We start from the raw sequence: 25,944 nt of genomic DNA, 5'->3' as shown, positions 1-25,944 counted from the left end.
CGGCCTACCCGCTCACAACTGCGCGGAAGTTACCGAATTTTGCCCAGGCAAAGTCATTGTTGCCCGGCTCGCGCATGCGTGTCGCGAAATAGACATTCTGCCAAACGCCGATCTGCTCGCTGGCAAATGCGCTCACTTGGGCTGTCTCGCCGTAAGTTATTGAAGTCCAACTGGAAAAGGCCTCACCAACAGCCTGCTCCCGTTCCTCGGAAAACAGCGCCTTGGCAGCAGCCAGATCCTGCGCAACCACAACAGCAAATTCGATATCTGCCGCCTGGTTGTTGTCGATAAAGGCTTTGGCCGACATGCGGATGACCTGCGGTGGGCAGGCGGCGGGCAAATAGCCAATCGTCATGCCTTCCGCTGGCGGATGGCACCCGATTGCGCGCTCTGTCGGCAGCGGCATGATGGCTTCGAAGTCGAAGGACACTTCATCGGAATTGGCAAGACTTGCGTGTTCTAGAATGCCGGGGGCAATCGGCACATCCCGGAAACCTTCGTCAAGGTCGACCTGTTGAGATTGTGCCGGTATGTAGTTGGCGTGCTGCGGCATTGAGACACCCGGAATGCCGCCCCAAACCTGAAGCGCTAGACTGTTTTTCAACACCGAAACACCGTTGGCGGCATCCCGCACGTGGAACATGTCGACAGGTTGCAACCCGCCGACCGACAGGCGTGGCACGTCCTCTTCGGTCTGCTCGGCTTGGAGACGGAACTCCAGTGTCCGTTTCAATCCTGCAGTTGAACGTGACAACCCAAAAATATTCCAGCCGGATGCCAGGTCACCGCTGGAAAAATGCCATGTGTCGACGATCCGAAGGTCTTCCAGCGTCACGAGCTGGGCACGCAGCTTGATGTCCGGCCTGGAGCCGGCTTGCTCTACATGAAGTGCAACGCCACTGACACCTGAGCTCGGCACAGGGAGGATTTGAGTGATGCCGTCAGCCGAAGCACTTGCAAGTACGTTTGGATTGAGCGGGTTTTCCGCAGGTTCGTTGCTGAACAGAAGGTCGAGCGGCTGGAGACCGTGCCTGTTCAAAAATGCTTCAAGCGCAGCGAAGCGATTTTGAAGATCATCGTTGAGGCTGCGGAGTGTCTTGAGCTCCCGGCTGGACAGCACCAGGCGGCGTGCACCGGATATGACTTGTTCAGACACAAGCCCCACAAGCGAGGAGATTGCTTCAACTTCGCTTCCGCGTCCCCAGCCGATGACCGGCGGCAACTGCGTAACGCCTCTGTGTTGCAGCCATTTGAGAAAGCTGTCTTTCTCATCGCTTGCCGACGGATCCATGATGACCGCAAGCGGAAGAAGAGGAGCTTCAGAGACTTGAAAGCGCCCGGAATTCTCATCCGTGAATTGCGCAAAGCCTTCCTCAACACCCTCGAACCAAACGGTTTTGACCGCTTCCAAAAGTGAACCTGGAATATCCTGACGAGAGACACCGACGACGATAAGCGTCAGCTCCTTTAATAGCAGGATCTCCCTGGAAGAGTTGTTTACCGGAAACGCATCTTGTGTGGCCACGACTGACATTCAAGCCCCCAATAGAACTACGAAGCGACCCTTTCGGAGAGAACGCCCCTAAATCAAGTATACAATCCGAAGAATCATGATTATTTGTGACAATAATGCGGCGCAACATAGAATTTTGTCAAACTTTTTGTATGTTTATATTATTGAATATTTTATTCAAACAAATAGGAATTATTATTACAAGAAAAGTATTTTTAATTTACTTTCAAATTCAATATATTTTACATGGCAAGGGCGGTTTGAGGATGACTCAGAGTCGTTCGCTCGCGCATAAAGTGAGCCACGCGGTTCTCAGTCAGAAAATCACTCATGGTGAAGTAGGTGTCCGCATAGGCGCGATTGAATGCGTCGAAAAGGCTCTGGTCCCAAAAGTCTCGCAAACGGAAAACCTGATCGCCGAAGACATCGAAACTCGGAATGCTGAATGTGTCGGCGAATTCGCGTGTGCGGCTGTCATAGGTGAAGTAGAGGGCCGGAACACCATTGGCCAAAGCCATGAGGTTTCCATGCAAGCGATAACCAAGGACGAAATCGCAAGCCTTTACGCAATCGTCATAGTCGGAAACGACGTCGGAATAAAACAGTCGGTTCCTGTAGAGAGCTTCAATCTCGTCATCGAGATACCATTCGCTTACCCAGGCATTTTTGCGCAGGGCGGCAATTGCCTCTTCACACTGATCCTGTGTGCCCAGAACCAGCTTCTTCTCTTCAAGCTCACCTTGGGCCATGAGGACAGTATCGAAGCGGCCCGCGACCGACTTGATGAGGTCTCGATGGAAGGTCAGGTATTGCCGGATATCCTTTGCATATGCTGGCGAAACTTCACGCCGCACCGTAACACCGACTTTCCTGACATCATCGATATTTGGCAGACGGATCTTCATGTCAGGGTCATTGCGCCGAAACGCTGTCGGGCAACCAATGACCCGGGTGTTTGTGATCCCGATATCTGAAAGTATCTCAGCCGTATAGTTGCCGCGAACTCCGATCGAGGCAGTTGAATCCGCAATCAGTCGCAGCACGTTCTGTGTGGTGTTGGACAAGGATAGTTTTCCGTCAACCGGCGCCTGGGCACCGATCCCGAATGCCAGCACCGGCAGCTGAAGCCGGTTCAGAACCTGTTCCGACAGCTCCCAGTTCATTTGTTCGTTGATGTAGTTGGATCCGCGGAGCACGACATAGTCGAATTCTTCACGCAGGCGGTCGATTTCGTCCGGGTTGAATTCCCGGATCGTGAGGGTATCCAGCTTGTCGAAATTCAACAGTTTGAGCGATGAATCGAAGACAAATGCATCCCCAATATTGTGGTAGTGGTTGATGTTGCGCTGAATGTCCCGGTGGCTGTACCAACGCACATTGTTATGATCATAAACTTCGCCGGATGGTATCATCACCAGGATACGGGACATTCCGGTTTCCTTTGCTTTTTCAGGCACTTTGCTTGAGAGTGTCCGGCAAGTCCGCAAGAGCTGCTGAACGGCCTTCCATGACATCGCGATAAAGAACCACGTGCTCTCCGGCGCTCTCCAGATGGGTTTTAGGGGGCTGGATGCCGGCCCGAAGCCGGCTCCACAGGTCTTGGTCCGTGAGCGCTTCGCACATGCGATCCGCCAGGTCCTCCGGGCTTGAGGCACGGGCATGCAGACCATCGACCCCCGGGCGAACCTTTTCAGACATCCCGCCAATGTCGCTGCAGATGATCGGACGGCCGTGAAAAAAGGCTTCTTGAATGATCACAGGAGAGTTTTCCCACCAGACCGACGGCATCATTATCCAGTCGGCCTGACGTACGAGGGACGGCATGTCGGTATTCTGATAGCTGCCTGCAAAGCGGACGCGTTGGCCAGCCGTATCCAGCAGTTCGCCGATCCTTTGCCGAAACTCTTCAGGCTGTCGTTCCAGATTGCCACCATGAATGGTCAGCGTGGCATCGTCCCCCCAAACACTCTGGGGTATCCTATGAACCGCATCCAACAGAACATCGATGCCCTTGTAGGGTGTCATCTGACCAAAAAAGGCAAAACGGCACCGACGTTCAGAGCCCCCGGAAACTGGACGGACATCCGCGGCTTCGCGCACATTCAAGCCGTTTTCAATGACGGAAATCTTGTTCTGAGGCAGCCCCCAGGCAACATAGCGGTCCGCAAGAAACTGGCTGGGAGACACATAGCCGTCGGCAACACTCAGCATGGCTTGAATGAACTGCTGACGACGTAAAAATGCCCCAGGTGCGATGTCTGGAAAACAGCCGTGACAGGCGATTGGAGAAGCTGCTTTACACAGCTTGTGGCCCTTTGTTTTGACCATTTGTCCATGATGATGACAAATCGACAGAAACTCATGGAATGTCACAAGAATGATCGCATCGGGCAATGCATCGCGAACGGTATAGAGCGCTTCCAGACCCAATCCGATAAAATGGTGAAAATGAACAACATCCGGACGAAGTGTGCGCACGAAGCGGCGCAGATCCCTGCATAGGTCACCGGTATTGCGGTTGGAGACAAGAAAGGGATCGTAGTCGTCAGCATGAAAGAGCAATTCATCATCAGCATCATCAACACCCATCAGGGCGGATTGACCGTGCCTTGGATACTCGTTTCCGACCCTTGCAAGGAAAAAGGACTGCGTCCCCGGTTGGGCCTTCAGACCGAGATGGAGATTGTAGGATGCGACTTCCGCACCGCCGAGTGAAAGCGTCGGATGCCCATGGGAAATGATCAGTACGCGCAGTGTATCGTCTGAGATTTGCGCTGTTTCGGATGGCGATACGGTCATGCCCTGGCCTCCACCAACTCCGGCAAGACTGGTGACCAGAAGCGGTCGAAACTGCGCCGGTCGATTTCGGCAACAAGTTTTTTCCAATTGGCATTGGCCGGTGCGCCGTCATCGGCGTGGATCATTTCCACTTGCGGCACCCAAAGCGAACCAACCCCGGAAAGCTTCAATCGCAATGCCGCATCAAGGCCCTTCTCGTCGGTGCCGAGATAGTTCCGGGAAAACCCGCCCGCTTCTGCAAGAGCCGACCGGGACAAGATACAGCAGTCGAACGGCACGGCGGCAACCTTGGTTGTTTCCGCTCCCAAAAGGGTTCGGCGCGGATAGCCGAGATAGTGCTGCTTCACCTGATGGCGACCATCCTCCATCTCAATCCAGGCACCACCCCACCTGATAGTGTCGTCTTCATAAAGAATGGTTGGCGCGACCAGCGGGGCTTCATCGTGAGCTTGGAAAGCCGAATGCAGCGTCTCCAACCATCCAGGTGCCCGCGGCAGAACCGCAGAAGAAAGACAAACGATTGTGTCGCACGGCGCTTCGCTGGCGCCTGCCTGGATCGCATCGAGCGCGTCGCCGGCATGGTTCACCAGAACCAATCGAACGGCCAACCCGAAAAACCCGACGACCCGGCGAAAGTCTTCGATCTGCTCTTGCCCCATCTCGTCAGATATTGCCAAGACAATCGGTAAGTCCTTCAAGCTCGGGTCGAGCGCACAAAGGGATAGAAGTACTCTGGATCTTTCAAAATCGTCATCCAGTCCGATAACCAGTGCAAGCACCGCGCTTTCCGGGAAAGGACCCAGGTCGTAGGTTTGGGAAACCGCCGGATCCGGCGCTTCCGCCACCTGTACAAAGGGCAGAAAGTGGCGCTCAAGGACGTCGGGACGAAAGGCAGTAGAAGGATCAAGGCCTGACACCAGCCGCCGCAATGCCGGTTTCAGTGACGCCCGGCCAAGTGCGATCGGGGCGAAAGCCGATCTGCCGTCTTTGAGAACAAGTTCAAGATACGCTTCCTTGAAGACAACGCCGTCTTGCGCTGGAACATGAACGAGAAATCCATGGCGCTGTTTCGCATCCGGCCCTGTCAAAAACGGAGAGAGTGTCTCGAACGCACTTGTCACATCCGGACGCCGCTGGTTTGTCCAACGGGCATCAAGTCGGCAGCTTTTCCCATCTGAACGAAACAACACGGTGTCGACACGCTCTTCCGGGTCCAGAAGCCAACCGGACAGCAGCGCACCTGCGCGATCCACACAAGCGCTGAAGTCGATCCCGACGCGAACCGGTACATCCAGCTCGCTGACAGTTTCCCGACCATCGAAACGCTTGCTGGCCTCTTCCAGAAGGGCCCTGCCATCGCCTGCTGGGGAGAGCTTCGGCAGGAGGGACCGGATGTGCGACGGCAGGGCCCTGACCGGCAGTACCGACTTGCGTTCATGTACATGAACTGCATTCCAGCCTGCCCGGCTTCGAACAAAGATCTTTCGGAGAGATTGGACATCCGTTCCACCTTCGACAGTAAGCAGACCGGAAAAACCAACCGCCTTGCCTCCTGTGTCCTTGCGTTCAAAAAGTCCGCTAGTGAATGCTCCGATCTGAAGACGGTCCCCCAAGACGAAAACGCGGCATGTACCGGCAGGAATGGCCTTGGCCCAACCTTGCAGATAAGTGTCGCCCTCATCGAACGATCCCAGAATTTCCACAAATCCGTCACGCCCCGAGAAGCCGTCGACAAGTCTGGCCGTTGTGTCCATGACTTCCGGTGTGGCTCCGCAGTTCAGCAGCACTTGAACCAGGCTGTCGATCACATCCGGCTCCGCCTGGGACGCAACCTCACTCACTTTGCCGAAGAAGCTTTTGAGGTCATCCGCCTGATACTTGAACCCATAGGGATGAGAATGACCCTGGCACCGGATCGTGAGACGTTCTGGCCGGATATCCAGCCCGACTGGCAGGGAAAGAACGGCAACGAATGGTGTCTTGTTACCCTTCATCCGTCCATCGTGCTGCAACACGGCAACCGTACAGGAAACCGTTGCCTTCGGATCGTCATTGAGAACGGCTGGCCAGCCACCTGAAAAAACGTTGCCAACGCCCGCGACCAGAAGTGTTTCGCGATCAAGTCCAACGCAAAGAAGTGAATGCCCGTCGACCGGGACGGCGGAAATGTCCGTCCTATCATTGTTCGAAGCCGCGTTCTGACGCTGCCGGGTGTTCGGCAACTTCTGCACTCCCTCCAAAGTGACGACTGGCTCCATTCAATCTACCTCCAAAGGCCACCGGCCGTGGCGAACAGCATTCCGCCGACAAAACCGAGAAGGATTGCCAGCAGAAGCAGGTGGACCTTGAGATTGTTCCGGCTTTTGTCACCGAGCTCAGTGAGCCGGCTGTCAAAACTCTTCAGCGTCGTATCGAACCGGAGCAGGAAGACTTCGAGTTCCTTCACACGCTGGGACAGTTCCCCCTGCCCTCCTTTCAGGATGGCAAGCGCTTCGCCAAGTTCACCTTCGTTTGACGCAAGCGCATCGATGCGTTGAACAGTCTCACGCAACAGCTTGGTGGCATCGCGCTGCCCAATGGCGCTTTGGCGCTGTGCCACGATCAACCGGTCAACCTTCTCCATTACCAGAGCCAGCGGCATTGCAACGGCCGCCTCGGCAGCCCGCTCCTCAGCGCTCGGTCGCGGCAACTTGAGTTGCGAGTCACCTTCTGGTGTTTCCGCAATAACGGTCAGGCCTTCCGGAGCAGAGGCTACAGCCTGTGGCAACTCAATATCGAAGGCATAGTTGCCGTCGCCAATGCCGTTTCGTTTCAGATCGACACGCGGGTTTTCAGCAACCTTGCTGAGAACCCGTTCGCCGTCATGAAAAACATGAATGGTCATGCGGTCGCTTGGGCTTGAGGCATCCCAGGCCCAACCCAAAAGCCGCCCGCTTTCGAACGCGTCGACGCGTCCCTGCAGCCTGGCAGGGACCGCTTTGACCTGATCCACATCGGTAACATCCGATCCGGAACTCTTGTTGTCGCTCTTTACCTTTTCAAGAGAAGTCACACTCATTTCGATCCTCCTCACGCAGCAGGTGCGCGCGGCGTTGACTGCCGGCCTTGAAAGAGGCCCAGATACTGTTCGGCAACGGACGCCACCGAGGGAGGCGTGCGAACATTTGCCGCTAGATTTCGGTAGAGTTCGACGTCTCCGGCAGCCGTCGCCATGGTGATGGCCAGGCTGACGGGGTCATTCTTGCGAACATGAAGACCATCCACGCCGTCCTTGACAGCCTCCGCCATACCCCCGACACCACTGGTTATGACAGGGCGGCCATGCTGCTGAGCTTCCGCAATGACCAAGGGGGCGTTTTCCCACCAGACAGACGGCACGACCACCCAGTCAACCGGTTCCATGAGGCCGGCGACTTCATCAGGTCGGTAAGCACCGAGCCGCTGCACGTTCGGCGCCGTTTCTTCAAAGAGAGCGTCAATACGCTTGACGAATTCCTTGTCCTGAAAAGGTGCCCCGCCATGAACCCTGAGTTCAAAATCAAGCTCCTTGTCCTTAAGCAGACGAGCTGCCTGAAGGAGGACTTCGATACCTTTCCAGGGCGTCAGATTTCCAAAGTAGCCAAACACTGTTTTCGGCTCGTCTGTCGCCGCCCTGCTGGCTACAGGTGTGGTGTCAGGTCGTCCGTTGCTGATGATGCGTATCTTCTCAGCCGGAAGTCCCCAGCGCACATAAACGTCCCGCAAGAACGCACTTGGTGCGACGAATTCATCCACTGTGGCCAAATGTGTTTTGATGAAGCGTTCCCGCAAACGCAGGTCATTCGGTTTGGCTTCCGGAAGACAGCGACAAAGTCCCCCCGGCCCCAGCGCCGCACAGGCTTCATCCGGACTTTTCATCAGGACGCCGTCATTGGCGCAAATCGCGTAATAGTCGTGCAGCGTCATGACAATACGGACATCCGGGAGCACGCGACGCAACAGCACAGGGAGTTCGACGCCGAAGAGCAGCAAATGATGGATATGAACGACATCCGGCTGGAAATTTTCAAGCAGAGTTCGCATGTCAGGAACAAAGGCCTGCAAATCGACCTGGCTCATGTTGAACCGGTCAAAATGGCCTGCCCACATCAGCAGTTCATCGCCGCTGTCACTGATCGCCTGAAAGCTGGTGCCTGGATGCGGTTCGCGGTGCAAATGGTTCGTCGCACCGACAAAGAGCGATTGATGCCCCGCCTTCCGATACGCCTTGGCGAGCTCCAGAGCGACCGTTTCCGTACCGCCGGGATGCAGATCCGGGTGATTGTGGGCAAAAACGAGAATGCGCATCACGTCACCTCCGCGTTTGTCTTCAAGGCAACGAAAAAATCCTGATAGTGCAAAGAATTGCTGCCACCGCGCCAATGCCCCAATCGTTTAACGGCCAATTCGAATCCTGCGGCTTGCAAGGCGCTTTCGATGAAACCGTCATCGAAAGCGACTGCCATCATCGGTTCCTTTTCATCGGCAAACCAGGCAGGCCCCTCACCCACTCGCTTAAAATCGATGCGCGGCTTAGCGTCTGGATTTCTGTCCGGAACCATAACGAACGCCGAAACAAACAAGCGTCCACCTTTGCCCAGAAGGCGCGCGATTTCCTGGAAATAAGGTCCAATTTCATCCGCAGGCAGATGCGTGATAACGGATGTCATGATGGCAAAATCGAAAGCACCGCTCGCAAATGGCAAGGCCACTTCGTTGCCACGGATATAGCCTTCGGGATTGTAGAGCGAGTTGGCAACATCAAGATGCGCGAAACGAAAGTTCGGATAAACCGATGAGATGTTTCGCGTACACCACTGGATGCCCGCAGAAGCCGGGTCAAACCCGACATAGCGCGCTTTCGCCTGATCGAGGAACTGCGTGAGCGGAACCGCCATCCGGCCAATGCCGCAGCCGATGTCGAGCACTTTCTCGTGGGCACGCAGCCCGCCAAGCTCGATAAAGTGCCCGAGGAATTCGGTGCCAATGGCAAGATAATCACCGTCTCCGACAAAGTTGTCTTCACTTGGCGGCACCGGAAGGAAACGATTGCGCAAAACGTAGGCCTGAAGATCGGCAAGTCGTTCCCCACTTAGCGCGACGGGCAACAATCCCGCCGTATCCCGAATGAGAACCGGCGAATTCATGCTCTTGACCCTTCTTCACGCAGAGCCGCGGCTCCCATCAGTGCGACGATATCGTCCTCCCATCGGGACTGATGAAGCCAGCGATTGTACTGTGAGGCGACACCGCCGGTGTAGTCATCGTTCTTGCGGATGGAAACCCGCTCAAAATGGTAAAGCTCGGCATCACCGATGTAGCAGATCTTCCGGTTCAGCTTCCTGAGCTTCAAGCAAAGGTCACTGTCTTCGTAATCACCGACAATGTAGTCATTGGTGAAGCCTCCAACGGTCTCGAAGTCTTCCTTCGCCAACACCATGCAGGCACCGGTCACCCCGGGCACTTCACGAGAAGAGCTGGCTTCGGGAAACTGTCTCGGAAAGCCCTTGTAGTAGTGGTGATTGAACCAACGACCTTTGTCGTCCTGAATGAATTTCAGGCCTGCGTGCTGGATTGCATTATCTGCGTAGAGCAGTTTGCCGCCGACCGCCCCGATCTGCTCGTCCATCATCAGGCTGGCGCACAATTGCTCCAACCAGCCTGCCTCGATCGGCACGACATCGGAGTTGATCATGGCAAGGTAGCGGCCACGCGCAGCCTCTGCGCCGGCATTGCAGGCAAGGGCATAGCCGCCGTTGCGTTCCATGACCACAAGGCGCAGCGGCAAGCCATAAAGCAAGTGAAAGCCGGCGAGCAGGTCCTCGACATGCGTGACCTGCTGAGGCGAGTCGAGCACGAAGACGATTTCCGCGTTTTCCGCAAGCCAGCTGTCCGTTGAGAAGGCGGCCAGCTGGGCCTTGATGAACTCGAATACCTTGTAGAGCGGAATGACAATCGAAACCGTCGGGTTCGTCAGCACAGTGCCGAACGTAATCTCTTTGGGTGCGCCAACCGAATGACGAAAGCGCTCCTGAATTTCAGACAGAATATGCGACAGGCAGCCGGACAGGACTTCATCGCTCACATGCCGAGGTGTTGCCACCGAAAGTGCTTTTGCCCTGACCTCGCAAATGTCGCTTGGTTGCGGCGGAGGGACCAGCGAAGCCCGTTCGCCCGACACCAGCCTGAGCTCGAAACGGGGCTGAAGGTTGTGCCGCAATGAGCTGCCAACTGGTGCGAAGGCGACAAACCGTTTGATTGCGTAGCCGCCCTGCGTTTCCGGAAGGACACCGTCAAACGTCATGAGTTCCAGTGGAATGGGTGCATGTGTTCCTGAGAGAATATCGATCCCGCGATAGGCCTTTCCCGGGTCCCGCATCCAACCTCCAACCAGAACACCGGCCTCACCAGACAGGGCTGTTTCGATGGAACAGAAGGAAGTTGATTCAGCAAGCGACCCATGGCGTCGCGCTGCTAGCGGTTCATTTGCTTGCATATTCAAAACAGCCGCCTCGGTCTCCTCGGACCGTTTTCCGATTTCGGCTATGAGGTAGTCCCGAACCTCCGGCAACTTCCGGGAGTTCGTCCCCCACCAGGTGCTCAACGAACGCCCTGCGTTTTCAACGGCGATCCTGCGAATGGCGAGGCCCCATGCCCCAGCAAGCACGAGGAAGCCGTTTTGCGGCGGCTGATGAAGCTCAACCGAGCCGAGAAACAGTCTGTTCCTGCCGTTGTTGTAAGAGACGTTGCAGGTTGAACTATCAAGACGTTGAATGCCGAAATCGCCGATCAAAACAGCCGTCTGAAGTTCGGTGCTGTCGCTGTTGAGAAGCGTCTCCAGAATGTGCACCCTTCCGACACTCGCCACGAATTCGACAACCGGAGGAGCGTCATTGACAGAGCGCAGAAGCTCGCGTGCAAAATCGACAAACCTGCGCGAACGTGACAGCCGGAACATGCCTGACCAGGCGTTCAGAAACGTCGTTACGAATACCGCACAGGCAGCCTGACTGAGACCGCTCGTGATGGCAAAGGCGTCGGCCATCGGTATCGATTGGGCAACATCTACCGCCAAACGAGCCTCAGAACCGATGGCACCGGCCGTAAGCTTAAGATCCAGCCTTGACTTTTCCTTCAAGGAGAAGGCCCAGACAATGCGCGATCGACCATCCAGACGCGCAAGCCTGACACTAGCGATCGAACCGAATGAGCTCGAGGATTGTTCTTCCAGCCGTGGAGCTGCATTCACCTGATGAGGAGGATCCCACACAAGAAGGCAGACCCCCGACGTCAATTGATAGATTTGCGGCGACTCAAAGTCCGCCTCGGCGTATTTGCCCAGCGTCTCGAGCATCTGCGTCCTTCGATTGAGGGCCTGCAAATACGGCGCAGACCCCGGGCTGGAAAACGCCGCTCGGGCGCCCGGAAAACCGCGCGCCCGGGACGTGGCTTATCAGGAGACGACGATGTAGCCTTCAGGATTGTTCTGAAGCTCATCGGCATCGACATTGTTGAGCGTCACGGTGTCACCGTTGCCCAGATCAATGACCGTGTTGTTGCCCACCTGCGTCGCACGTGCGGCAACATCAGCCGCAGAAGAAACGCCGGTGCTGTTGATGTTGTTGGAGATCTGAACCAGATCACCCACCTGGAAGTCCATCACGATGTCATTGCCACCGCCACCGGTGAACACGAAGACGTCGTGGTTGCCACCACCGAACATCACATCGTTGCCTGCCCCGCCATCAATCAGATCGGTACCTTCACCACCGAAAATGATGTCGCCACCGTCACCGCCTTCGATGTAGTCGGAACCGCCACCGCCGAAGATCGTGTCACTGCCATCTCCACCCAGAATGACGTCTTCGCCGCCCTGACCAAAGATTTTGTCGGCGCCATCTTCGCCGGCGATCACGTCACCGCCGTTCCCACCGAAAAGAAAGTCATCGCCCTCGTCACCGAGAATGATGTCCGATCCACCCAAGCCGAAAATAAAGTCTTGGGCATTGGTACCTTGCAGGAAATCCTGGAAGGCGCTGCCTTCAATTGTAGCCATTGCAAACTCCTGAACTTGCCTCGTTAAAATGACGCCCCGCAGATCGCGGCACACCGCACCGCACAACGTCCGCCTTTCGCTATGCAGCACTGACAATACACAATTATTACTGTTAGCAAAGAGAAGAATAGTGAAAAAAATAAGGCAATAATTTGAAAAATAGAAATTGAAATCAATTTATTCAATTCTATACTTTGAAAGTATAATGAAATTATTCTATTTTTGTTTTGAATTTCAAAATAAAATTAAATAAACCAAAGAAGCTCTTATAGGTTGTATTTTTTTTATATATTTTTCAGATGCTTAAAATAATAATATCGAATTCAACGATCAATCAAAGTGAAACTAATCTTGAAAATACAACCAATGTTTGCATCTTCTGGCTGCAGATGATCTGAATAATTTTGCAATGCAACATGGCCATGCATGCAGCGATGCCGGCGAGCACGGAAAGGCACACACGTGCGCTTTCTCAAAAGGGAAAAATATGGTCGGTCAATCTTCCCTGAAGGCTCGATTGAGGCTGTCAGAAATCGGTTCGACGAGATACTCGATCGCCTTGCGGGCACGACGAACAATGAGCACTTCAGCCGGCATGCCTGGATAAAGAGCCAGGTCTGGCCTGCCTTCAAGCGCATCCGGTGTCACTTCTGCCCGCACAACGTAGAACGCCGCCTGTGTCTGCGGGTCGACAGTCTGATCGGCGGCCACAAAAGTCACCTGCCCAACAAGTGGACTGGCGCTACGCCTGTTATAGGCGGTCAATCTGATCCGCGCTTCTGAACCTACGCTGACAGAATCAATGTCATTGAGATTCATGCGCACCTCGACAAGCATCTTTTCGTCACGCGGCACGATATCCATAATCGCCTTACCAGGCTCGATGACACCACCCGGCGTGCGCGTTTCTATGTCAGAGACAATTCCGGCCTGAGGTGAATTGACCACCAGCCTGTCGAGCACATCCTTTGCCGATACGATCTGCTCATTGGTTAGGTTGAGATCAAGCTGCGTTTCAAGGATCTTGCTGGCGATGTCGCTTTGCCATTCCTGTTCGGCCTGCAAGAGCGCCACTTCCGCCCCCTGCCGCGCTTTTTCAGCACGCGCCTTTTGCGCGACCAACTCACCGCCGTCTCCAATCATCTCACTCAGTTCGAGCTGGACGTCACTGAGCATGGCCTTCGACGTAAAGCCCTTTTCCGCAAGCGAAGTCAGCGCGGCGACCCGCTCTTCAAGCAATGCACGCTGTTGCCCCGTGGCTTCAATCTGAGCCTGATTGGCCTCAATCTGTGCGGCATACTGCTCGATTTCCTTTTGCTGAAAGGAAAGTTTGCCCTGGTAAACCTGACGCCGTTTTTCAAAGAACCGGCTTTCCGCAGCAAGCACGTCTTGCGTAAGCGGAGCATCGCTTTCCAGAAGCTCCTTGGGAAAAATGATGGCCTCCGCTCCGTCCCGCTCGGCCCTCAGGCGGGACAACATGGCAAGCAGGCTGACGCGTTTGCCGCGCAGCTGGGCAAGCTCTGCCCGAGCGCGGGTATCGTCCAGCTCGACAAGTGGCTGTCCGGCATCCACAAAATCGCCCTCCAGAACCAGCAGCCGTCGCAGGATCCCACCTTCCAGATGGCTGATTGTTTTTCGTTTGCTATCAACAATCACGCTGCCGGTTGCGACGGCCGCACTGTCCAGATCGGCAGTAAAGCCCCAAAGTAGAAACCCGCCGAATCCGATTGCCACCGCCAACACGGCAGCCAACAAAGGCTTCTTCAGGCTCGGTGGACGTGCGTCATCCGCCACCAATCCCGCCTTCCAGAATGCTTCATCAGGCTCTTTGGATGTCGGGCTGTTTTGGAGTTGCCTTTGGTCTTCTGACATCTTAAGCGACCTCTCCACTGCCTGGCAGCGACCGGTTGGTACCGGGCGCGGGCAAACGGCGTGTGATACTGCTGACGACATCCGTTCTGTCGCCGAACTGGCTGACACGCCCGTCCTCCAGAACAAGGATCTTGTCAGCAACTTCCATGATGGCCGGCCTGTGCGCGATCACGATGACAATGGCCTCGTTTTCCCGCGCCTCGGCTATGGCACGCAGCAGCGCAACCTCTCCCTCGGTATCCAGATTTGCATTGGGCTCATCGAGCACCAGCAAACGCGGTCCTCCGAAAAGGGCTCGCGCCAGGGCAACACGTTGCTTTTGACCGCCGGAAAGCGTGTACCGATTGTCGCCGACGGGTGTATCGTAACCCAGCGGCATCCTGCCGATCATCTCGTGCACCCCCGCCGAGCGTGCTGCATCGATCACCATCTGCGGGTCCGCTTCATACATGCGAGAGATGTTGTCTCTCACGGTTCCGTCCAGCAAAGACACCGACTGCGGCAGATAACCGACCATGGCACCGAAAGAGGCCCGCTCCCACAAGTAAACATTGTTCCCGTCCAGAAAGACCCCGCCTGTTGTCGGCTGGAGCACACCGACAAGCAGGCGGGCAAGCGTCGATTTTCCGGCTGCAGAAGCACCCACGACGCCAAGAACCTCACCAGGTTCAAGCGAAAACGAAATGCCTTTGATCACCGGAACCGGCGCATTTGGTGGAGCATAAACCAGCTTTTCAACCTTAAGCGCGCCTTGGCTGGGTGGCGTTGGCACGGTCTGGCGCAAGGAAGAGTGGTTTTCAAGGACGTCACGAACCCTGTTCCAGGCAGTGAAGGCGAACACCCATTGGCGCCAGTTTTCAGTCATATTGTCGAATGGGGTCAACAGTCGGCCCATGATGATACTCGCGGCAATCATCGTACCGGCCGTGACCTCACCCTTGATGACAAGATCAGCACCAAGCGCCAACACGGCAATCTGCATTCCAAATCGTATGCTGCGGGTCAGTGCGTGTATTGCCTTGCCGCGCCGACTGCCCATGGCCATCAATTCTGCCGCATGCAATTGACCCTTGCGCCACCGTCTGGAGAGCGCAGGCATCAACCCCATCGCATCGATCGTTTCCGCATGGCGGAGCGTTGCCCCGATGGTCGCAACGTTTTGAAGGTTGGCCGTGCTTGCTTCTTTCAACAAGGGACGGGTCAGCATATCAGACAAGAGATTGAGACCGATAAGCGTGACTGCCGAGACGACCGCCAGCAGCCCGTAGAAGGGATGCAGCGCGAACAGTACGATCAGGAACAAAGGCACCCACATGGCTTCCAACGGCGCGCTGATCGCGTTGCTCGTAATGAACGTCCGCAAATCATTGAGATCACGCAGCACTTCGGAGGCCATGCTACCTCCCTTTTCAAGTGAGGATTTCACACCGGCCTCGATCGCGGTCAGATTGAGCCGCCGAACCAGTTCGCTGCCCATGATCTGAAAAATCTGACTACGAATGAACTCCAGAACCGCAAAGAGCACCAGGCCCGCAACAGCAATGATCAGAAGCATATTAAGTGTGTCGAGGCTCCGACTGTTCAGGACACGGTCGTAGACCTGGAGCATGAAGAGCGGAACCACCAACTGTAAAAGCGTGATGAACCCGCTCAAAATCGCAGCGACAGCCAAACCGGTTGCAAAGGTAACCCTGGCCTCTCTGATGAGGCGAAACGGATCAATAGCGGCCGGTATTGATTGCTCAGCCATTTACAATTCTCCAAATATTCAACCGATAGATGTGTTCGCAAGTGCGAAAAAAATCAAATTTGCCCAGAAAACGACACATCTTTTCCCTAGTAATGATGAATGACTATAGATTAAATCGAGTCAACTAACGCCTTTAATTGTGGCGATCGATTGACGAGCAGTAGAAAGTTAAAATTAAAAACAATGAATGCACTGAAGTGCATAGAAAGGGAGCAATTTAGTGATGAGATTAGTTCGAATTTAGTTCGAATATTGGCGGGAGTTCGGGGCACATGCACGATATATTTAAAGAGACGGTGTCTGGCTTAAATGGCCACACGACGAGTATTAAACCTAGAGTTGAGGAAAATGGCAGCAGATCGATCGACACAAACAGGAATAACAACGCCCCCCAAGCCCCACATGTAAATCACTTTGATCTCGTAAGAATTATCGAAAGAATGTACCGGCGATATCTCGATCGCTTGCGCATCGATCTCATTCGAATTGGTGCCGACGACATTTCTCCTGCGCACGCGATGCTGCTGTTTACTATCGGAGACGATGATCTTTCCGTTCGTGATCTCATGGATCGCGGCCACTATCTCGGCTCGAACGCATCCTACAGCCTGAAGCAACTGGTTCAGTCTGGATATGTTGATCGGACAGCATCAGCTCGCGACAGGCGCTCTGCTCGCATCCGCCTCACGGACAAGGGCAAACAGCTTTGTGCTGACATAAAGACCGCAGATGAGGTCAATCAGGATCAGGTCGTTCAATCCGAAAAAGATTTGCAAGCGCTTGAAGAGACATTCGCAATGCTGCGTAAGCTCGAAGTTCTTTGGGCAACAGACCTGCAGCGGGCAACGCCGCGCCTCGACATGAACCGGTTCTGACCGGAGACGATCCATGCATATCGTGTTTGTGCACCGGCACGGACCCGGCCAGTTTGTTCACTTGGCCCGGCGCCTGATTTCAGATGGTTGGACGGCAACGCTCATCTGCGAAAGCATGGATCGTCCGGTCCCGGGCCTGCGGGTTTTTCGATATGGTGACAAACCGGGTGGCCAAGGCCGATCGGGTGAAATTTCCGGCAAGGGCTCCGTGCCTTACATCGTCGCTGGTCGACGAGTTGCCGATATACTGAACAAGCTTAGCTTGAATGGCCGAAAACCTGACCTCGTGATGGGCCATATTGGTTGGGGTGGCATGTTGTTCGTCAAGGATGCACTGCCGGACGTACCCGCCATCGGCTATTGCGAATATTACTTCCAACCGCAAGGCGGCGACCTCGGATTTGCTCCAACGGAAGAGGTGTCTCTCCATCATCGCCAAACGGTTCGATTGCGCAATACGGTTCAGCTGGCAACGCTGGATCAGATTGATATCGGCATCAGTCCGACCGCCTGGCAAAAAAGCCGCTTCCCACAGGAATTCCAATCAAAGATCGTTGTTCAGCACGAGGGCATAGACACTTCGCGAGCGCGCCCCGACAGTGTTGCGAGTTTTCGTCTGCCAAACGGCCGGCTTCTGACCGCCGGCGATCCGGTTGTCACATTTGCAGCCCGCAGTCTTGAGCCTTATCGCGGCTTTCCACAATTCGTCAAAGCTGCAGCACTGGTTGCTACCCAAATCCCGGAGGCACAGTTCGTCATTGCCGGCGGCGACGGGGTCAGCTACGGCCGCCAAACAGGAAATGCTTCTGAGCTGCGCGACAGACTTGTAGCGGAAACCGGCTTGCCTCAGGATCGCGCGCACTTTCTGGGCCAGGTGCCACATCAGGACCTCGTTAAGCTGTTCCAGGTGTCAGCTGCCCACGTCTACCTGACTTATCCTTTTGTTCTGTCCTGGTCGTTCCTGGAAGCAATGGCGTGTGAAGCGCCGATCATTGCGTCAAACACAGCACCTGTTCAGGAAGTGATCCGTCATAAGCGCAATGGAACGCTTGTGGACTTCTGGGACACGAATGCACTTGCCGACGAAGTCTGCGCGGCTCTAAGCGATCCCAAAAGCAGGTTCGACATGCGCAGGGCGGCCAGAAGAACGGTTGTTGACCGCTTTGAACTCTCAGGCTGCACCCTGCGTCTGCAATCCATGCTGCAGAAGGTGTCGTCTTTGCGCGCCCGAATGTCAGCGCCTGCAAAAAACAGCAAGCAAATGCGACAGCCGATACTGGAACGGGGTCACGCATGAAAGCGATGTCGACGGAAATTGCAGAGGTATTGCAGATTGTTCCTGCCTGTCATCAGGACGCTCGCGGGTATTTTGCTGAAACCTATAACAGATCTGCCCTTGAGCCACTCGGCGTAACTGCCGATTTTGTCCAGGACAACTTGTCCTTTTCCAAGCGAGAAGGGACTGTCCGCGGCCTTCACTTTCAAGCACCTCCATTTCAACAGGCCAAACTCGTTCGTTGTTCCAGCGGCTCGATCTTGGATGTCGCAGTGGACATTCGGTTTGGGTCGCCAACCTTTGGCATGCATGTCGCAAGAGTGCTGAGTGCTCAAAACAGGCATCAGCTCTTTGTCCCGGCCGGATTTGCACATGGGTTTTCGACGCTCACGCCAAATGCCGAAGTCCTTTACAAGGTCGACGCGAATTACGCCCCGCAAAGCGAATGCGGGATCCGTTTCGACGATCCGGTCCTGGCAATAGACTGGCAACTCGGCAACGACCCGGCTTACCTGTCTGACAGGGACAAGGACCTCCCGCAGTTCACCGCCCTGCCACCTGTTTTCACTTATGCTGACATGATCGAGGTGTCCGAATGCCTGTCCTGATTACAGGAGGAGCCGGCTTTATTGGCACCGCTTTGTGCCGATACCTGCTCGAACAGTCTGACGATGAAATCATCGTGCTCGACAAGCTCACCTACGCTGCCAACACCAGGGCCGTTGCAGAGTTCCGCAAGAACCCGCGTTACACCCTCGTTCAGGCGGACATATGCAACTTCGGGAAAGTTGATCAGATTCTCAGACGATTCAGCCCAACTGTGGTTCTGAACCTTGCTGCAGAAAGTCATGTCGACCGGTCGATCGAAAATGCAACCGACTTCGTGGAAACAAACATCAAAGGCACGATGGTGCTGCTTGAGGCCATCAGAAAGTTCCTGGCATCGCGCAACGGCTCTGAAGCAGCGTCCTTTCGGTTCCTGCACGTCTCGACAGACGAAGTGTTCGGGGATCTTGCAGACCTGAGTGGCAACAGCATCTTCAGGGAAGACACGCCTTACAATCCGTCATCACCATATGCAGCCAGCAAGGCCGCGTCAGATCACCTGGTGAGGGCCTGGTGCCGCACATATCGAATCCCTGCGATTGTCACCAACTGCACTAACAACTACGGCCCGGAACAATATCCGGAGAAACTGATCCCGCTGGTCTGCAAACACGCAATGAACGGATGGACGCTCCCGGTTTATGGCGATGGGCATCAAACCCGTGACTGGATCCATGTTTCCGATCATGCCCGCGCGCTTCATTTGGTTCTGAAACATGGGAGACCGGGGCAGACTTATGCCATCGGAGCCCGCAACGAAGTCTGCAATCTCGATCTGGTTCATCTGATTTGCAGGACGTTCGACAAGCTAGTCCCTGAGAAAGCTCCTCATGAACGCCTGATCCGTTTCGTCACTGACCGTCCAGGGCATGACCGGCGCTATGCCGTTGACCCAAAAAAGGTCGAGATAGCAACCGGATGGAAGCCGGAAGTTGGCTTCAACGAAGGTATTGAAGAAACCGTTCGCTGGTATCTGGATCAGGCTCTCGAAGCGTCCGTTCAACCCCATCAAATCCCGACACTTGCCGCTTCCGGTAGCGCGACAGCATGACGGGGACAACCAGGGTTCTGGTCACCGGCAAAAACGGCCAACTTTCAAAGTCTCTGAAAGTTGTCTCTGATACAGCAGCCGATCTTGAATTCTGTTTCTTTGACAGAAACACGCTGGACGTCACCAAGGCTCAAAGTTGCAGCTCGATGATTGACCGATTGCGGCCGAACTTCGTGTTGAACCTTGCAGCCTACACCAAGGTAGACGACGCCGAACGCTTTCCAGACAACGCGCATCATGTGAATGGCGTTGGTGCTGGAAATCTTGCTCAGATTTCCGCTGTTAACGACATTCCGATCATTCACATCTCAACCGACTATGTATTCGATGGTGAAAAGCGATCACCTTATGTTGAGACTGATCGCACAAACCCGGTCAATGCCTACGGCATGTCGAAGCTGGCAGGCGAAAACAGCGTCAGTCGACTTAACCCCAAACACATCGTCCTTCGAACGGCCTGGCTTTATTCACCTTTCGGATCGAACTTCGTTTCCTGGCTGCTGTCTGCAGCTGCCAGTGGGCGTCAGCTTCGTATCGTGGCCGACCAGGTCGGCAATCCAACATCGGCACTGGACCTTGCAAAGTCACTTGCGGACCTCGTGCGCCAGCTCGAAGACGTGGACTGGACCAGCTATTCCGGCATCTATCATCTGGCAGCCCCGGAACCAATGACCCGTTTTCAATGGGCAAAAAAGGTAATTTCCGTCTCCGGCAAACTTTACGGTCCGACCTGTCAGGTCTGCGCAGCTGCCTCGAGCGAATTCGCAACACCTGCCGTAAGGCCATTGAGGACGGTACTCAGCATGGACAAATACCAGAATGCCTTCGGACTGAAGTTTCCGCCCATCGAGAAGAGCATCAGTGATGTGCTGCAGGCATTGCCCCGACCCAGGAGGGATGCGCATTGAAGGGTATCGTTCTTGCTGGCGGCTCAGGAAGCCGTCTTTATCCTATGACCCTGGCGAGTTCGAAACAGCTCTTGCCGGTCTATGACAAGCCCATGGTCTACTACCCGCTGACGACATTGATGCTCGCCGGGCTCAAGGAAATCCTTGTGATCTGTACGCCGCAGGATATCGGCGGCTTTCAGCGCCTGCTTGGTAGCGGCCAACAATGGGGGATCAAGTTGCAATATGCTGCTCAGGATCACCCGGCAGGCATTGCGCAGGCATTCCTGATTGCAGAAGACTTTCTCGCAGGAGAACGCGCCTCGCTCATCCTCGGCGACAATATTTTTTTCGGCAAGGGCTTGCCGGAAAAAATGCTGTCAGCAAAAAACCGGTCGAATGGTGCAACGGTTTTTGCCTATCAGGTTCATGATCCGGAACGATATGGTGTGGTTGAGTTCGACACCGATTATCGAGCGGTTTCTATCACCGAAAAGCCCACCGAACCGTGCACGGATTGGGCGGTTACCGGCCTCTATTTCTATGACGCAGATGTCGTTGATGTCGCAAAGTCCTTGAAACCCTCTGCCAGAGGCGAACTTGAGATCACTGACATCAACAAGGCTTATCTGAACTGTGGCAGTCTGCACGTCGAGCGGCTGGGTAGAGGCTTTGCCTGGCTCGATGCAGGCACCCCTCAATCGCTATTGGATGCTGCCTCGTTCATACAGACGCTTGAATCGCGCCAACGGCTGAAAATCGCGTGCCCGGAGGAAGTTGCGTACCACCAGGGCTGGATTGGCAAGGAAGAGCTGCAACATCTGGCCGACAAGGTCTCCGGTTCAGCCTATGGAACGTATCTGCAGTGGTTGGTGAATGAACCCACCAGACCCCTGCACGAATTCGACAACGCACTCGCGTCCTGATCCTTTAGGTTAAGAATTGCGCAATCCGATCAGGAAGCCAGTTCATTGCCGACAGACCAGGCAGCACCGCCGGACGACTGCACCGCTAAAGCGCCACATCGATTGCCATTTGCCAGGCAGGAAACCACATCTTCCCGGGCCAGCCAGGCCGACAAAAAGCCGCCGTTGAAGGCATCACCTGCACCGGTTGTATCAATCGCTTCTACTGAGTGTGCCGCAGCATGTACCGGTGCGTCGGCGCGAATTGCCGTCGCACCGGACGCACCTTCTTTGACAACAACAAGTGGTCCGCTGCCGATCTCAAGACCTGAAGCTGTTAGCGCTGCAAATTCACGCTGGTTCGGCAGAAAAACATCAACGGCCTGAATAAGGCCGGACATCTCATTGCCTTGCCCAAGCAATGTGTCGTCCCAGCCGCAATCAAGCGAAATGCTCCAACCGGCTTGACGGGCAATTGCAAGCACATCCGGGCTTTCGCAAAGGCTTTTCAGCTCACCTATATGCAAGTGTTTGATTGATCTGGAGGAAGGTGCCGACGGATCCAAAACAGGAAAGGCAGCCCCGGATTTCTGACTCAAAAAGGATCTGTCCCCTTGCAAGGGTATTGCAACGGTAATTTGGGGCGACGCATTGGGAGCGGCCGGTGCGCACATGGATAGGTCCAGCCCTCTTTCGCGTCCCTCCTGCAGGATTTTTGCCTCAAAGGGTGCGGCCGGTAAGACGCCGCTCAGGGCAGTTTGCCAGCCAAGAGCGGCAAAAGCGGCTGCCGTATTGAATGCACCGCCACCTGCATGCAGTGAAACACCTTCAGCAAAGACTTCAGATCCGAGGCTGGGCATTCTGGGAACGCCGGCAAAAACCAGATCGCAATAGATCCGTCCGATGCAGAGGACCTGGGCTGATGTGTCCGAGTGCAGCATCAGACCAACGCGGCTCCGGTTTCAGTGTCAAAAAAGTGCAGCGTTTCCGGTGCAGCCCCGAGCTTGACTTCATCTCCTACCAGAACGCCGCTCTTGCCTGGCACTTTCGCAACGATTTCGCCCTCTGGTCCGTTCACATAAATCAGGGTCTCAGAACCGAGCGGTTCGCGAACGACCACCTTACCGGTCACAATCGGGTTTTCAGTGTCAATTGCCAGATCATCCGGCCGGATACCCAAAAGCATCTCGCGCCCGTCCTGAGTTGTCTTGCCGGGATTGATGCTGCCGCCGCTCTTCAGCCTTATCTGCTCACCGCCTCCGATGATGCTGATCATGTTCATGGATGGTGCGCCGATAAATTGCGCCACGAAGGTATTTGCAGGCGAATAAAAAACCTCTTCCGGTGTACCCACTTGCTGAATATGGCCGTCTTTCATGATCACGATGCGGTCGGCAAGCGTCATGGCTTCAACCTGATCATGCGTCACGAAAATGATTGTATTGCCAACCTGCTGATGAAGCTTCTTGATCTCCAGCCGCATCTGGGTTCTCAATTGCGCATCGAGATTGGACAGCGGCTCGTCGAACAGAAACACGGCTGGCTGGCGAACCATCGCACGGCCGATTGCAACACGCTGGCGCTGACCACCCGAAAGCTGCGAGGGCTTGCGCTCCAACAAGTCGGTCATATCCAAAATGCGAGCGACATCCTCAATCCGCTTCGCCTTCTCCGCCTTGCTCAGGCTCGAAGTCCAGAGGCCGAAGGCAATGTTCTTGCGCACTGTCATGTGCGGATATATGGCGTAGTTCTGAAAGACCATAGCAATGTCGCGGTCCTTCGGCTCCAGATTGTTGACCACCCGATCCCCGATCCGGATTTCTCCAGCGGTTATGTCTTCAAGACCGGCAATCATGCGCAGACTTGTGGACTTGCCGCAGCCGGATGGACCGACAAAAACAACAAATTCGCCGTCCTTGATGTCCAGATCGATGCCGTGTAGGACTTCAACCTTCCCATAGGACTTGGTCAGCTTGTGCAATGACAGGTTCGCCATGGGTCAAGTCTCCAGAAGCGATGAAAAGGTTTGGTCGAGCGCGATTGCAGCAGCATCGTAGCGCTGCCTGCGCGCGCTTTGCCGGCTTGCAAGCGCCGCCAACTGGTCGCGATAACTCACAAGGGCATGACGCAATGCCTGTGGTGCAGGCCCACCAAGGCGATCGCGGCAGGAAACGAATCTTTCAGGCGACACAGCTGTTCTGTAATCGTCAGAGCTCAAACGCGGGTCCCGTCCGGTTTCCTGGGCAAAAGCTGCTTTGAAATGATTGAACCCGTCTCTTAGCGAGGTTTCTTCTGCAAGCACGCCCTTCGATGTTGCGGCAGCGATCTCGTGGGCTTGCCGGAAGCTCAGCCCTTCATCGCGCACCAGCGTATCCGCCAATTCGGTTATGGTGACACAGGCAGCGTCTGCGTTCTTGCGCACCCGGTCTTCATCGATCCGGGCCGCGGAAACGAACGCAGCTAGCAATCTCAGAACCCTGCTACCGCTTTCAAAAGTCGCGTATCCGGCTTGCTGCACCTCGCCTTCGCTATCATTCATGTCAGTGAAGGGTGTATTTCGCATTGTGTCGACCATGACGTCGCAGCGCCCCGCCGTGACAGCAGACAGATGACGCATATGCTCGATCGGTACCGGATTGCGTTTTTGCGGCATGATCGAGCTTATTTGAACGAAGCTGTTGGGCACATAAAGCTGGCCGACCTCGAAAGAAGACCAGAATGCCAGATCCTGAATCAAACGACCAAGGTGGACATAGACCAGTTTGAGTGCCGAATAGAGTCCGGTGACATAGTCCACGGACGCGATGCACCCGTACGAATTCAGCACAGGAGTTTCGAAACCAAGCAGCACAGCCATTCGTTGCCGGTCTATCGGAAAGCCAGTCGTGGTGATCGCAGCTGCGCCCATCGGGCAATGATCGATCGTATCGATGGCAAGTGCGAGACGTTCCATATCCCGCAAGAGAACTTCCAGCGCTGCGCACAGATAGTGACCGAAAGTGGATGGCTGAGCGGGTTGGCCATGGGTATAGGCAACAATCAGGGTCTCAGCTTCGCGCTCTGCCTTGTTGATGAAAGTTCGGGCTAGGTTCTCAGCCTCCCCCCATAACCTGTCCATGCGCGTTCTCAACGCCAGCTTGAACAAGGTGTGGTCCATGTCGTTGCGGGATCTTGCGGTATGCAGCATACCCCCAAGGTCGCCGAGCTTCCGGCGCAGCAGCGCTTCCACGTAGAAGAAATAGTCTTCGTGTTCGCCGGTGTAGACCAGCGACGCCACATCGACATCATTATCGATCTCGAACAATGCAGCGGCAAGAGGCTTCACCTGATCCGGCTGCAAAATGCCTGTTTCCGACAACATGACCAGATGGGCCTTGTTGATGGCTGCCATATGCCCGGCATAGTTTGCCTTCACGCCTTCAAAGAGGTCCGAAAGCACGGTCTCCTTGTAGACAGGATCGGGGAATTGAGAGGTGTCCTTCACTGGTCCGGTCATCCCTTGAGCCCTGCCATAACGACGCCTCGAATAATGAAGCGCTGGAAAATCAGAAAAACGATAAGAGTCGGGATCGTGGAAATCGCCGCGCCGGTCATGATCAGTTCCCAGGCAACATCGACTTCGTCTCCAAACCCAGAAAGACCGACCGGGACCGTATACATCTCAACTGAGTTCGTGACGATCAACGGCCAGAGGAAAGCTGTCCAATTGCCGAGAAACACAAAAATCGCCAAAGCAGCCAAGGCTGGCTTGACCAGTGGCATGGCGATCTTCCACCAGATCTGGAATTCATTCAGACCGTCGATGCGGGCTGCTTCGAGGAAGTCATTCGGAACGCTTTCGAAAAACTGCTTCATCAGGAACGTCCCGAAAGCTGTCATCAGCCCCGGGAACATGATGCCCCAATAACTGTCGAGCCAGCCGAAAGCCTGGCTCATCGTGTACCAGGGAATGACCAGCATCTCTGTTGGGATCATCAGTGTCGACAAGATGGCAATGAAGACGATGTAGCGGCCCGGAAAGCGGAATTTGCACAAAGTGTACCCGACCAGGCTGTCGAAGAAGAGGTTCGACACTGTGGTAATCAGCGCAATGATGATGGAGTTCACAAACCAGAGATAAAAGCGCCCGTCTTCAAGAACATAAGTGTAGTTCTCGATCGTCGGCTCTTCCGGGATCAGATTGACGTTGTAGACTTCATGCGGCCACTTCAACGACGTCGAGATCATGTAGACGATCGGCGCGATCATCAAAATTCCGCCGAGAAACAGAACCATCCACCGCAAGATCTGACCCATATTGGCGGTTTTTTTGGTTTGCGTAGTGAAGACGGCATCG

General features: G+C 54.9%; 21 protein-coding genes. 6 read left to right on the top strand and 15 right to left on the bottom strand.

Annotated features, from left to right (window positions below; all coding sequences use genetic code 11):
• Window positions 1–4: 4 nt before the first annotated feature.
• The 11 genes from FIV00_RS08525 to FIV00_RS08475 all read right to left on the bottom strand — a co-directional run bounded on the left by FIV00_RS08525 (window position 5) and on the right by FIV00_RS08475 (window position 16,008).
• Window positions 5–1,534 carry a DUF6212 domain-containing protein gene (locus tag FIV00_RS08525; protein WP_152500345.1) on the bottom strand — a complete coding sequence of 510 codons (1,530 nt, stop codon included), beginning with the start codon at window positions 1,532–1,534 and terminating at the stop codon, window positions 5–7.
• Between the two features lie 221 nt (window positions 1,535–1,755).
• The gene (locus FIV00_RS08520) at window positions 1,756–2,943 is read right to left on the bottom strand and encodes a polysaccharide pyruvyl transferase family protein (protein WP_152500344.1); all 1,188 of its coding nucleotides are present in this window, start codon (window positions 2,941–2,943) and stop codon (window positions 1,756–1,758) included.
• 19 nt (window positions 2,944–2,962) lie between these two features.
• Window positions 2,963–4,312 carry a glycosyltransferase family 4 protein gene (locus FIV00_RS08515; RefSeq protein ID WP_152500343.1) on the bottom strand — a complete coding sequence of 450 codons (1,350 nt, stop codon included), beginning with the start codon at window positions 4,310–4,312 and terminating at the stop codon, window positions 2,963–2,965.
• Complete coding sequence (locus FIV00_RS08510; protein ID WP_152500342.1) at window positions 4,309–6,570, bottom strand: glycosyltransferase family 2 protein; 2,262 nt, start codon at window positions 6,568–6,570, stop codon at window positions 4,309–4,311. Before FIV00_RS08510 ends, FIV00_RS08515 begins: the two co-directional genes overlap by 4 nt.
• Before the next feature lie 5 nt (window positions 6,571–6,575).
• Window positions 6,576–7,370: a hypothetical protein gene (locus tag FIV00_RS08505; RefSeq protein WP_152500341.1), complete on the bottom strand. Its 795-nt coding sequence runs from the start codon at window positions 7,368–7,370 to the stop codon at window positions 6,576–6,578.
• Window positions 7,371–7,381: 11 nt separating this feature from the next.
• Window positions 7,382–8,638 (bottom strand): glycosyltransferase family 4 protein, encoded by a 1,257-nt coding sequence (locus tag FIV00_RS08500; RefSeq protein WP_152500340.1) that lies wholly within the window; start codon window positions 8,636–8,638, stop codon window positions 7,382–7,384.
• Entirely contained in the window at window positions 8,638–9,477 is an 840-nt protein-coding gene (locus FIV00_RS08495) for a class I SAM-dependent methyltransferase (protein ID WP_152500339.1), read from the bottom strand. Before FIV00_RS08495 ends, FIV00_RS08500 begins: the two co-directional genes overlap by 1 nt.
• Window positions 9,474–11,684: a glycosyltransferase family 2 protein gene (locus FIV00_RS08490; protein WP_152500338.1), complete on the bottom strand. Its 2,211-nt coding sequence runs from the start codon at window positions 11,682–11,684 to the stop codon at window positions 9,474–9,476. The genes FIV00_RS08495 and FIV00_RS08490 overlap by 4 nt, the downstream gene beginning before the upstream one ends.
• A 99-nt stretch (window positions 11,685–11,783) precedes the next feature.
• Window positions 11,784–12,386 (bottom strand): calcium-binding protein, encoded by a 603-nt coding sequence (locus FIV00_RS08485; protein WP_152500337.1) that lies wholly within the window; start codon window positions 12,384–12,386, stop codon window positions 11,784–11,786.
• Between the two features lie 495 nt (window positions 12,387–12,881).
• Window positions 12,882–14,258 carry an HlyD family type I secretion periplasmic adaptor subunit gene (locus FIV00_RS08480; RefSeq protein WP_152500336.1) on the bottom strand — a complete coding sequence of 459 codons (1,377 nt, stop codon included), beginning with the start codon at window positions 14,256–14,258 and terminating at the stop codon, window positions 12,882–12,884.
• Window position 14,259: 1 nt separating this feature from the next.
• On the bottom strand, window positions 14,260–16,008 hold the full coding sequence (locus tag FIV00_RS08475; protein WP_152500335.1) for a type I secretion system permease/ATPase: 1,749 nt from the start codon (window positions 16,006–16,008) through the stop codon (window positions 14,260–14,262).
• A 440-nt stretch (window positions 16,009–16,448) separates the two neighbouring features.
• Between FIV00_RS08475 and FIV00_RS08470 the strand changes: the two genes are divergently transcribed.
• The 6 genes from FIV00_RS08470 to rfbA are packed head-to-tail and all read left to right on the top strand — an operon-like array spanning window position 16,449 to window position 21,629.
• A complete protein-coding gene (locus tag FIV00_RS08470) occupies window positions 16,449–16,883 on the top strand; it encodes a MarR family transcriptional regulator (protein ID WP_247649361.1) in 435 nt (144 codons plus the stop codon).
• Between the two features lie 13 nt (window positions 16,884–16,896).
• On the top strand, window positions 16,897–18,180 hold the full coding sequence (locus FIV00_RS08465) for a glycosyltransferase (RefSeq protein WP_152500333.1): 1,284 nt from the start codon (window positions 16,897–16,899) through the stop codon (window positions 18,178–18,180).
• On the top strand, window positions 18,177–18,767 hold the full coding sequence (rfbC, locus tag FIV00_RS08460; RefSeq protein WP_152500332.1) for a dTDP-4-dehydrorhamnose 3,5-epimerase: 591 nt from the start codon (window positions 18,177–18,179) through the stop codon (window positions 18,765–18,767). The genes FIV00_RS08465 and rfbC overlap by 4 nt, the downstream gene beginning before the upstream one ends.
• A complete protein-coding gene (rfbB, locus tag FIV00_RS08455) occupies window positions 18,755–19,816 on the top strand; it encodes a dTDP-glucose 4,6-dehydratase (protein WP_152500331.1) in 1,062 nt (353 codons plus the stop codon). Before rfbC ends, rfbB begins: the two co-directional genes overlap by 13 nt.
• Window positions 19,813–20,724 (top strand): dTDP-4-dehydrorhamnose reductase, encoded by a 912-nt coding sequence (gene rfbD, locus FIV00_RS08450; protein ID WP_152500330.1) that lies wholly within the window; start codon window positions 19,813–19,815, stop codon window positions 20,722–20,724. Before rfbB ends, rfbD begins: the two co-directional genes overlap by 4 nt.
• Window positions 20,721–21,629 (top strand): glucose-1-phosphate thymidylyltransferase RfbA, encoded by a 909-nt coding sequence (gene rfbA, locus FIV00_RS08445; RefSeq protein ID WP_152500329.1) that lies wholly within the window; start codon window positions 20,721–20,723, stop codon window positions 21,627–21,629. Before rfbD ends, rfbA begins: the two co-directional genes overlap by 4 nt.
• A gap of 29 nt (window positions 21,630–21,658) precedes the next feature.
• On the opposite strand, the gene FIV00_RS08440 is transcribed toward rfbA, so the two are convergent.
• The 4 genes from FIV00_RS08440 to FIV00_RS08425 are packed head-to-tail and all read right to left on the bottom strand — an operon-like array spanning window position 21,659 to window position 25,904.
• The gene (locus FIV00_RS08440) at window positions 21,659–22,549 is read right to left on the bottom strand and encodes a carbohydrate kinase family protein (protein WP_152500328.1); all 891 of its coding nucleotides are present in this window, start codon (window positions 22,547–22,549) and stop codon (window positions 21,659–21,661) included.
• Window positions 22,549–23,604: an ABC transporter ATP-binding protein gene (locus FIV00_RS08435; RefSeq protein ID WP_152500327.1), complete on the bottom strand. Its 1,056-nt coding sequence runs from the start codon at window positions 23,602–23,604 to the stop codon at window positions 22,549–22,551. The genes FIV00_RS08440 and FIV00_RS08435 overlap by 1 nt, the downstream gene beginning before the upstream one ends.
• 3 nt (window positions 23,605–23,607) lie before the next feature.
• The gene (argH, locus tag FIV00_RS08430; RefSeq protein WP_173005918.1) at window positions 23,608–25,104 is read right to left on the bottom strand and encodes an argininosuccinate lyase; all 1,497 of its coding nucleotides are present in this window, start codon (window positions 25,102–25,104) and stop codon (window positions 23,608–23,610) included.
• A complete protein-coding gene (locus FIV00_RS08425) occupies window positions 25,101–25,904 on the bottom strand; it encodes a carbohydrate ABC transporter permease (protein WP_152504174.1) in 804 nt (267 codons plus the stop codon). The genes argH and FIV00_RS08425 overlap by 4 nt, the downstream gene beginning before the upstream one ends.
• Between the last annotated feature and the right edge of the window lie 40 nt (window positions 25,905–25,944).

This window comes from Labrenzia sp. THAF82, assembly GCF_009363435.1.
Lineage (GTDB): Bacteria > Pseudomonadota > Alphaproteobacteria > Rhizobiales > Stappiaceae > Roseibium > Roseibium porphyridii.
This window is presented reverse-complemented; position numbering and strand designations above follow the sequence as displayed.

Coding starts and splice junctions, on each gene's coding strand:
- FIV00_RS08525 (WP_152500345.1), bottom strand. CDS start 1,534: ATGTCAGTCGTGGCCACACAAGATGCGTTTCCGGTAAACAACTCTTCC.
- FIV00_RS08520 (WP_152500344.1), bottom strand. CDS start 2,943: ATGTCCCGTATCCTGGTGATGATACCATCCGGCGAAGTTTATGATCAT.
- FIV00_RS08515 (WP_152500343.1), bottom strand. CDS start 4,312: ATGACCGTATCGCCATCCGAAACAGCGCAAATCTCAGACGATACACTG.
- FIV00_RS08510 (WP_152500342.1), bottom strand. CDS start 6,570: ATGGAGCCAGTCGTCACTTTGGAGGGAGTGCAGAAGTTGCCGAACACC.
- FIV00_RS08505 (WP_152500341.1), bottom strand. CDS start 7,370: ATGAGTGTGACTTCTCTTGAAAAGGTAAAGAGCGACAACAAGAGTTCC.
- FIV00_RS08500 (WP_152500340.1), bottom strand. CDS start 8,638: ATGCGCATTCTCGTTTTTGCCCACAATCACCCGGATCTGCATCCCGGC.
- FIV00_RS08495 (WP_152500339.1), bottom strand. CDS start 9,477: ATGAATTCGCCGGTTCTCATTCGGGATACGGCGGGATTGTTGCCCGTC.
- FIV00_RS08490 (WP_152500338.1), bottom strand. CDS start 11,684: ATGCTCGAGACGCTGGGCAAATACGCCGAGGCGGACTTTGAGTCGCCG.
- FIV00_RS08485 (WP_152500337.1), bottom strand. CDS start 12,386: ATGGCTACAATTGAAGGCAGCGCCTTCCAGGATTTCCTGCAAGGTACC.
- FIV00_RS08480 (WP_152500336.1), bottom strand. CDS start 14,258: ATGTCAGAAGACCAAAGGCAACTCCAAAACAGCCCGACATCCAAAGAG.
- FIV00_RS08475 (WP_152500335.1), bottom strand. CDS start 16,008: ATGGCTGAGCAATCAATACCGGCCGCTATTGATCCGTTTCGCCTCATC.
- FIV00_RS08470 (WP_247649361.1), top strand. CDS start 16,449: ATGTACCGGCGATATCTCGATCGCTTGCGCATCGATCTCATTCGAATT.
- FIV00_RS08465 (WP_152500333.1), top strand. CDS start 16,897: ATGCATATCGTGTTTGTGCACCGGCACGGACCCGGCCAGTTTGTTCAC.
- rfbC (WP_152500332.1), top strand. CDS start 18,177: ATGAAAGCGATGTCGACGGAAATTGCAGAGGTATTGCAGATTGTTCCT.
- rfbB (WP_152500331.1), top strand. CDS start 18,755: ATGCCTGTCCTGATTACAGGAGGAGCCGGCTTTATTGGCACCGCTTTG.
- rfbD (WP_152500330.1), top strand. CDS start 19,813: ATGACGGGGACAACCAGGGTTCTGGTCACCGGCAAAAACGGCCAACTT.
- FIV00_RS08440 (WP_152500328.1), bottom strand. CDS start 22,549: ATGCTGCACTCGGACACATCAGCCCAGGTCCTCTGCATCGGACGGATC.
- FIV00_RS08435 (WP_152500327.1), bottom strand. CDS start 23,604: ATGGCGAACCTGTCATTGCACAAGCTGACCAAGTCCTATGGGAAGGTT.
- argH (WP_173005918.1), bottom strand. CDS start 25,104: ATGACCGGACCAGTGAAGGACACCTCTCAATTCCCCGATCCTGTCTAC.
- FIV00_RS08425 (WP_152504174.1), bottom strand. CDS start 25,904: ATGGGTCAGATCTTGCGGTGGATGGTTCTGTTTCTCGGCGGAATTTTG.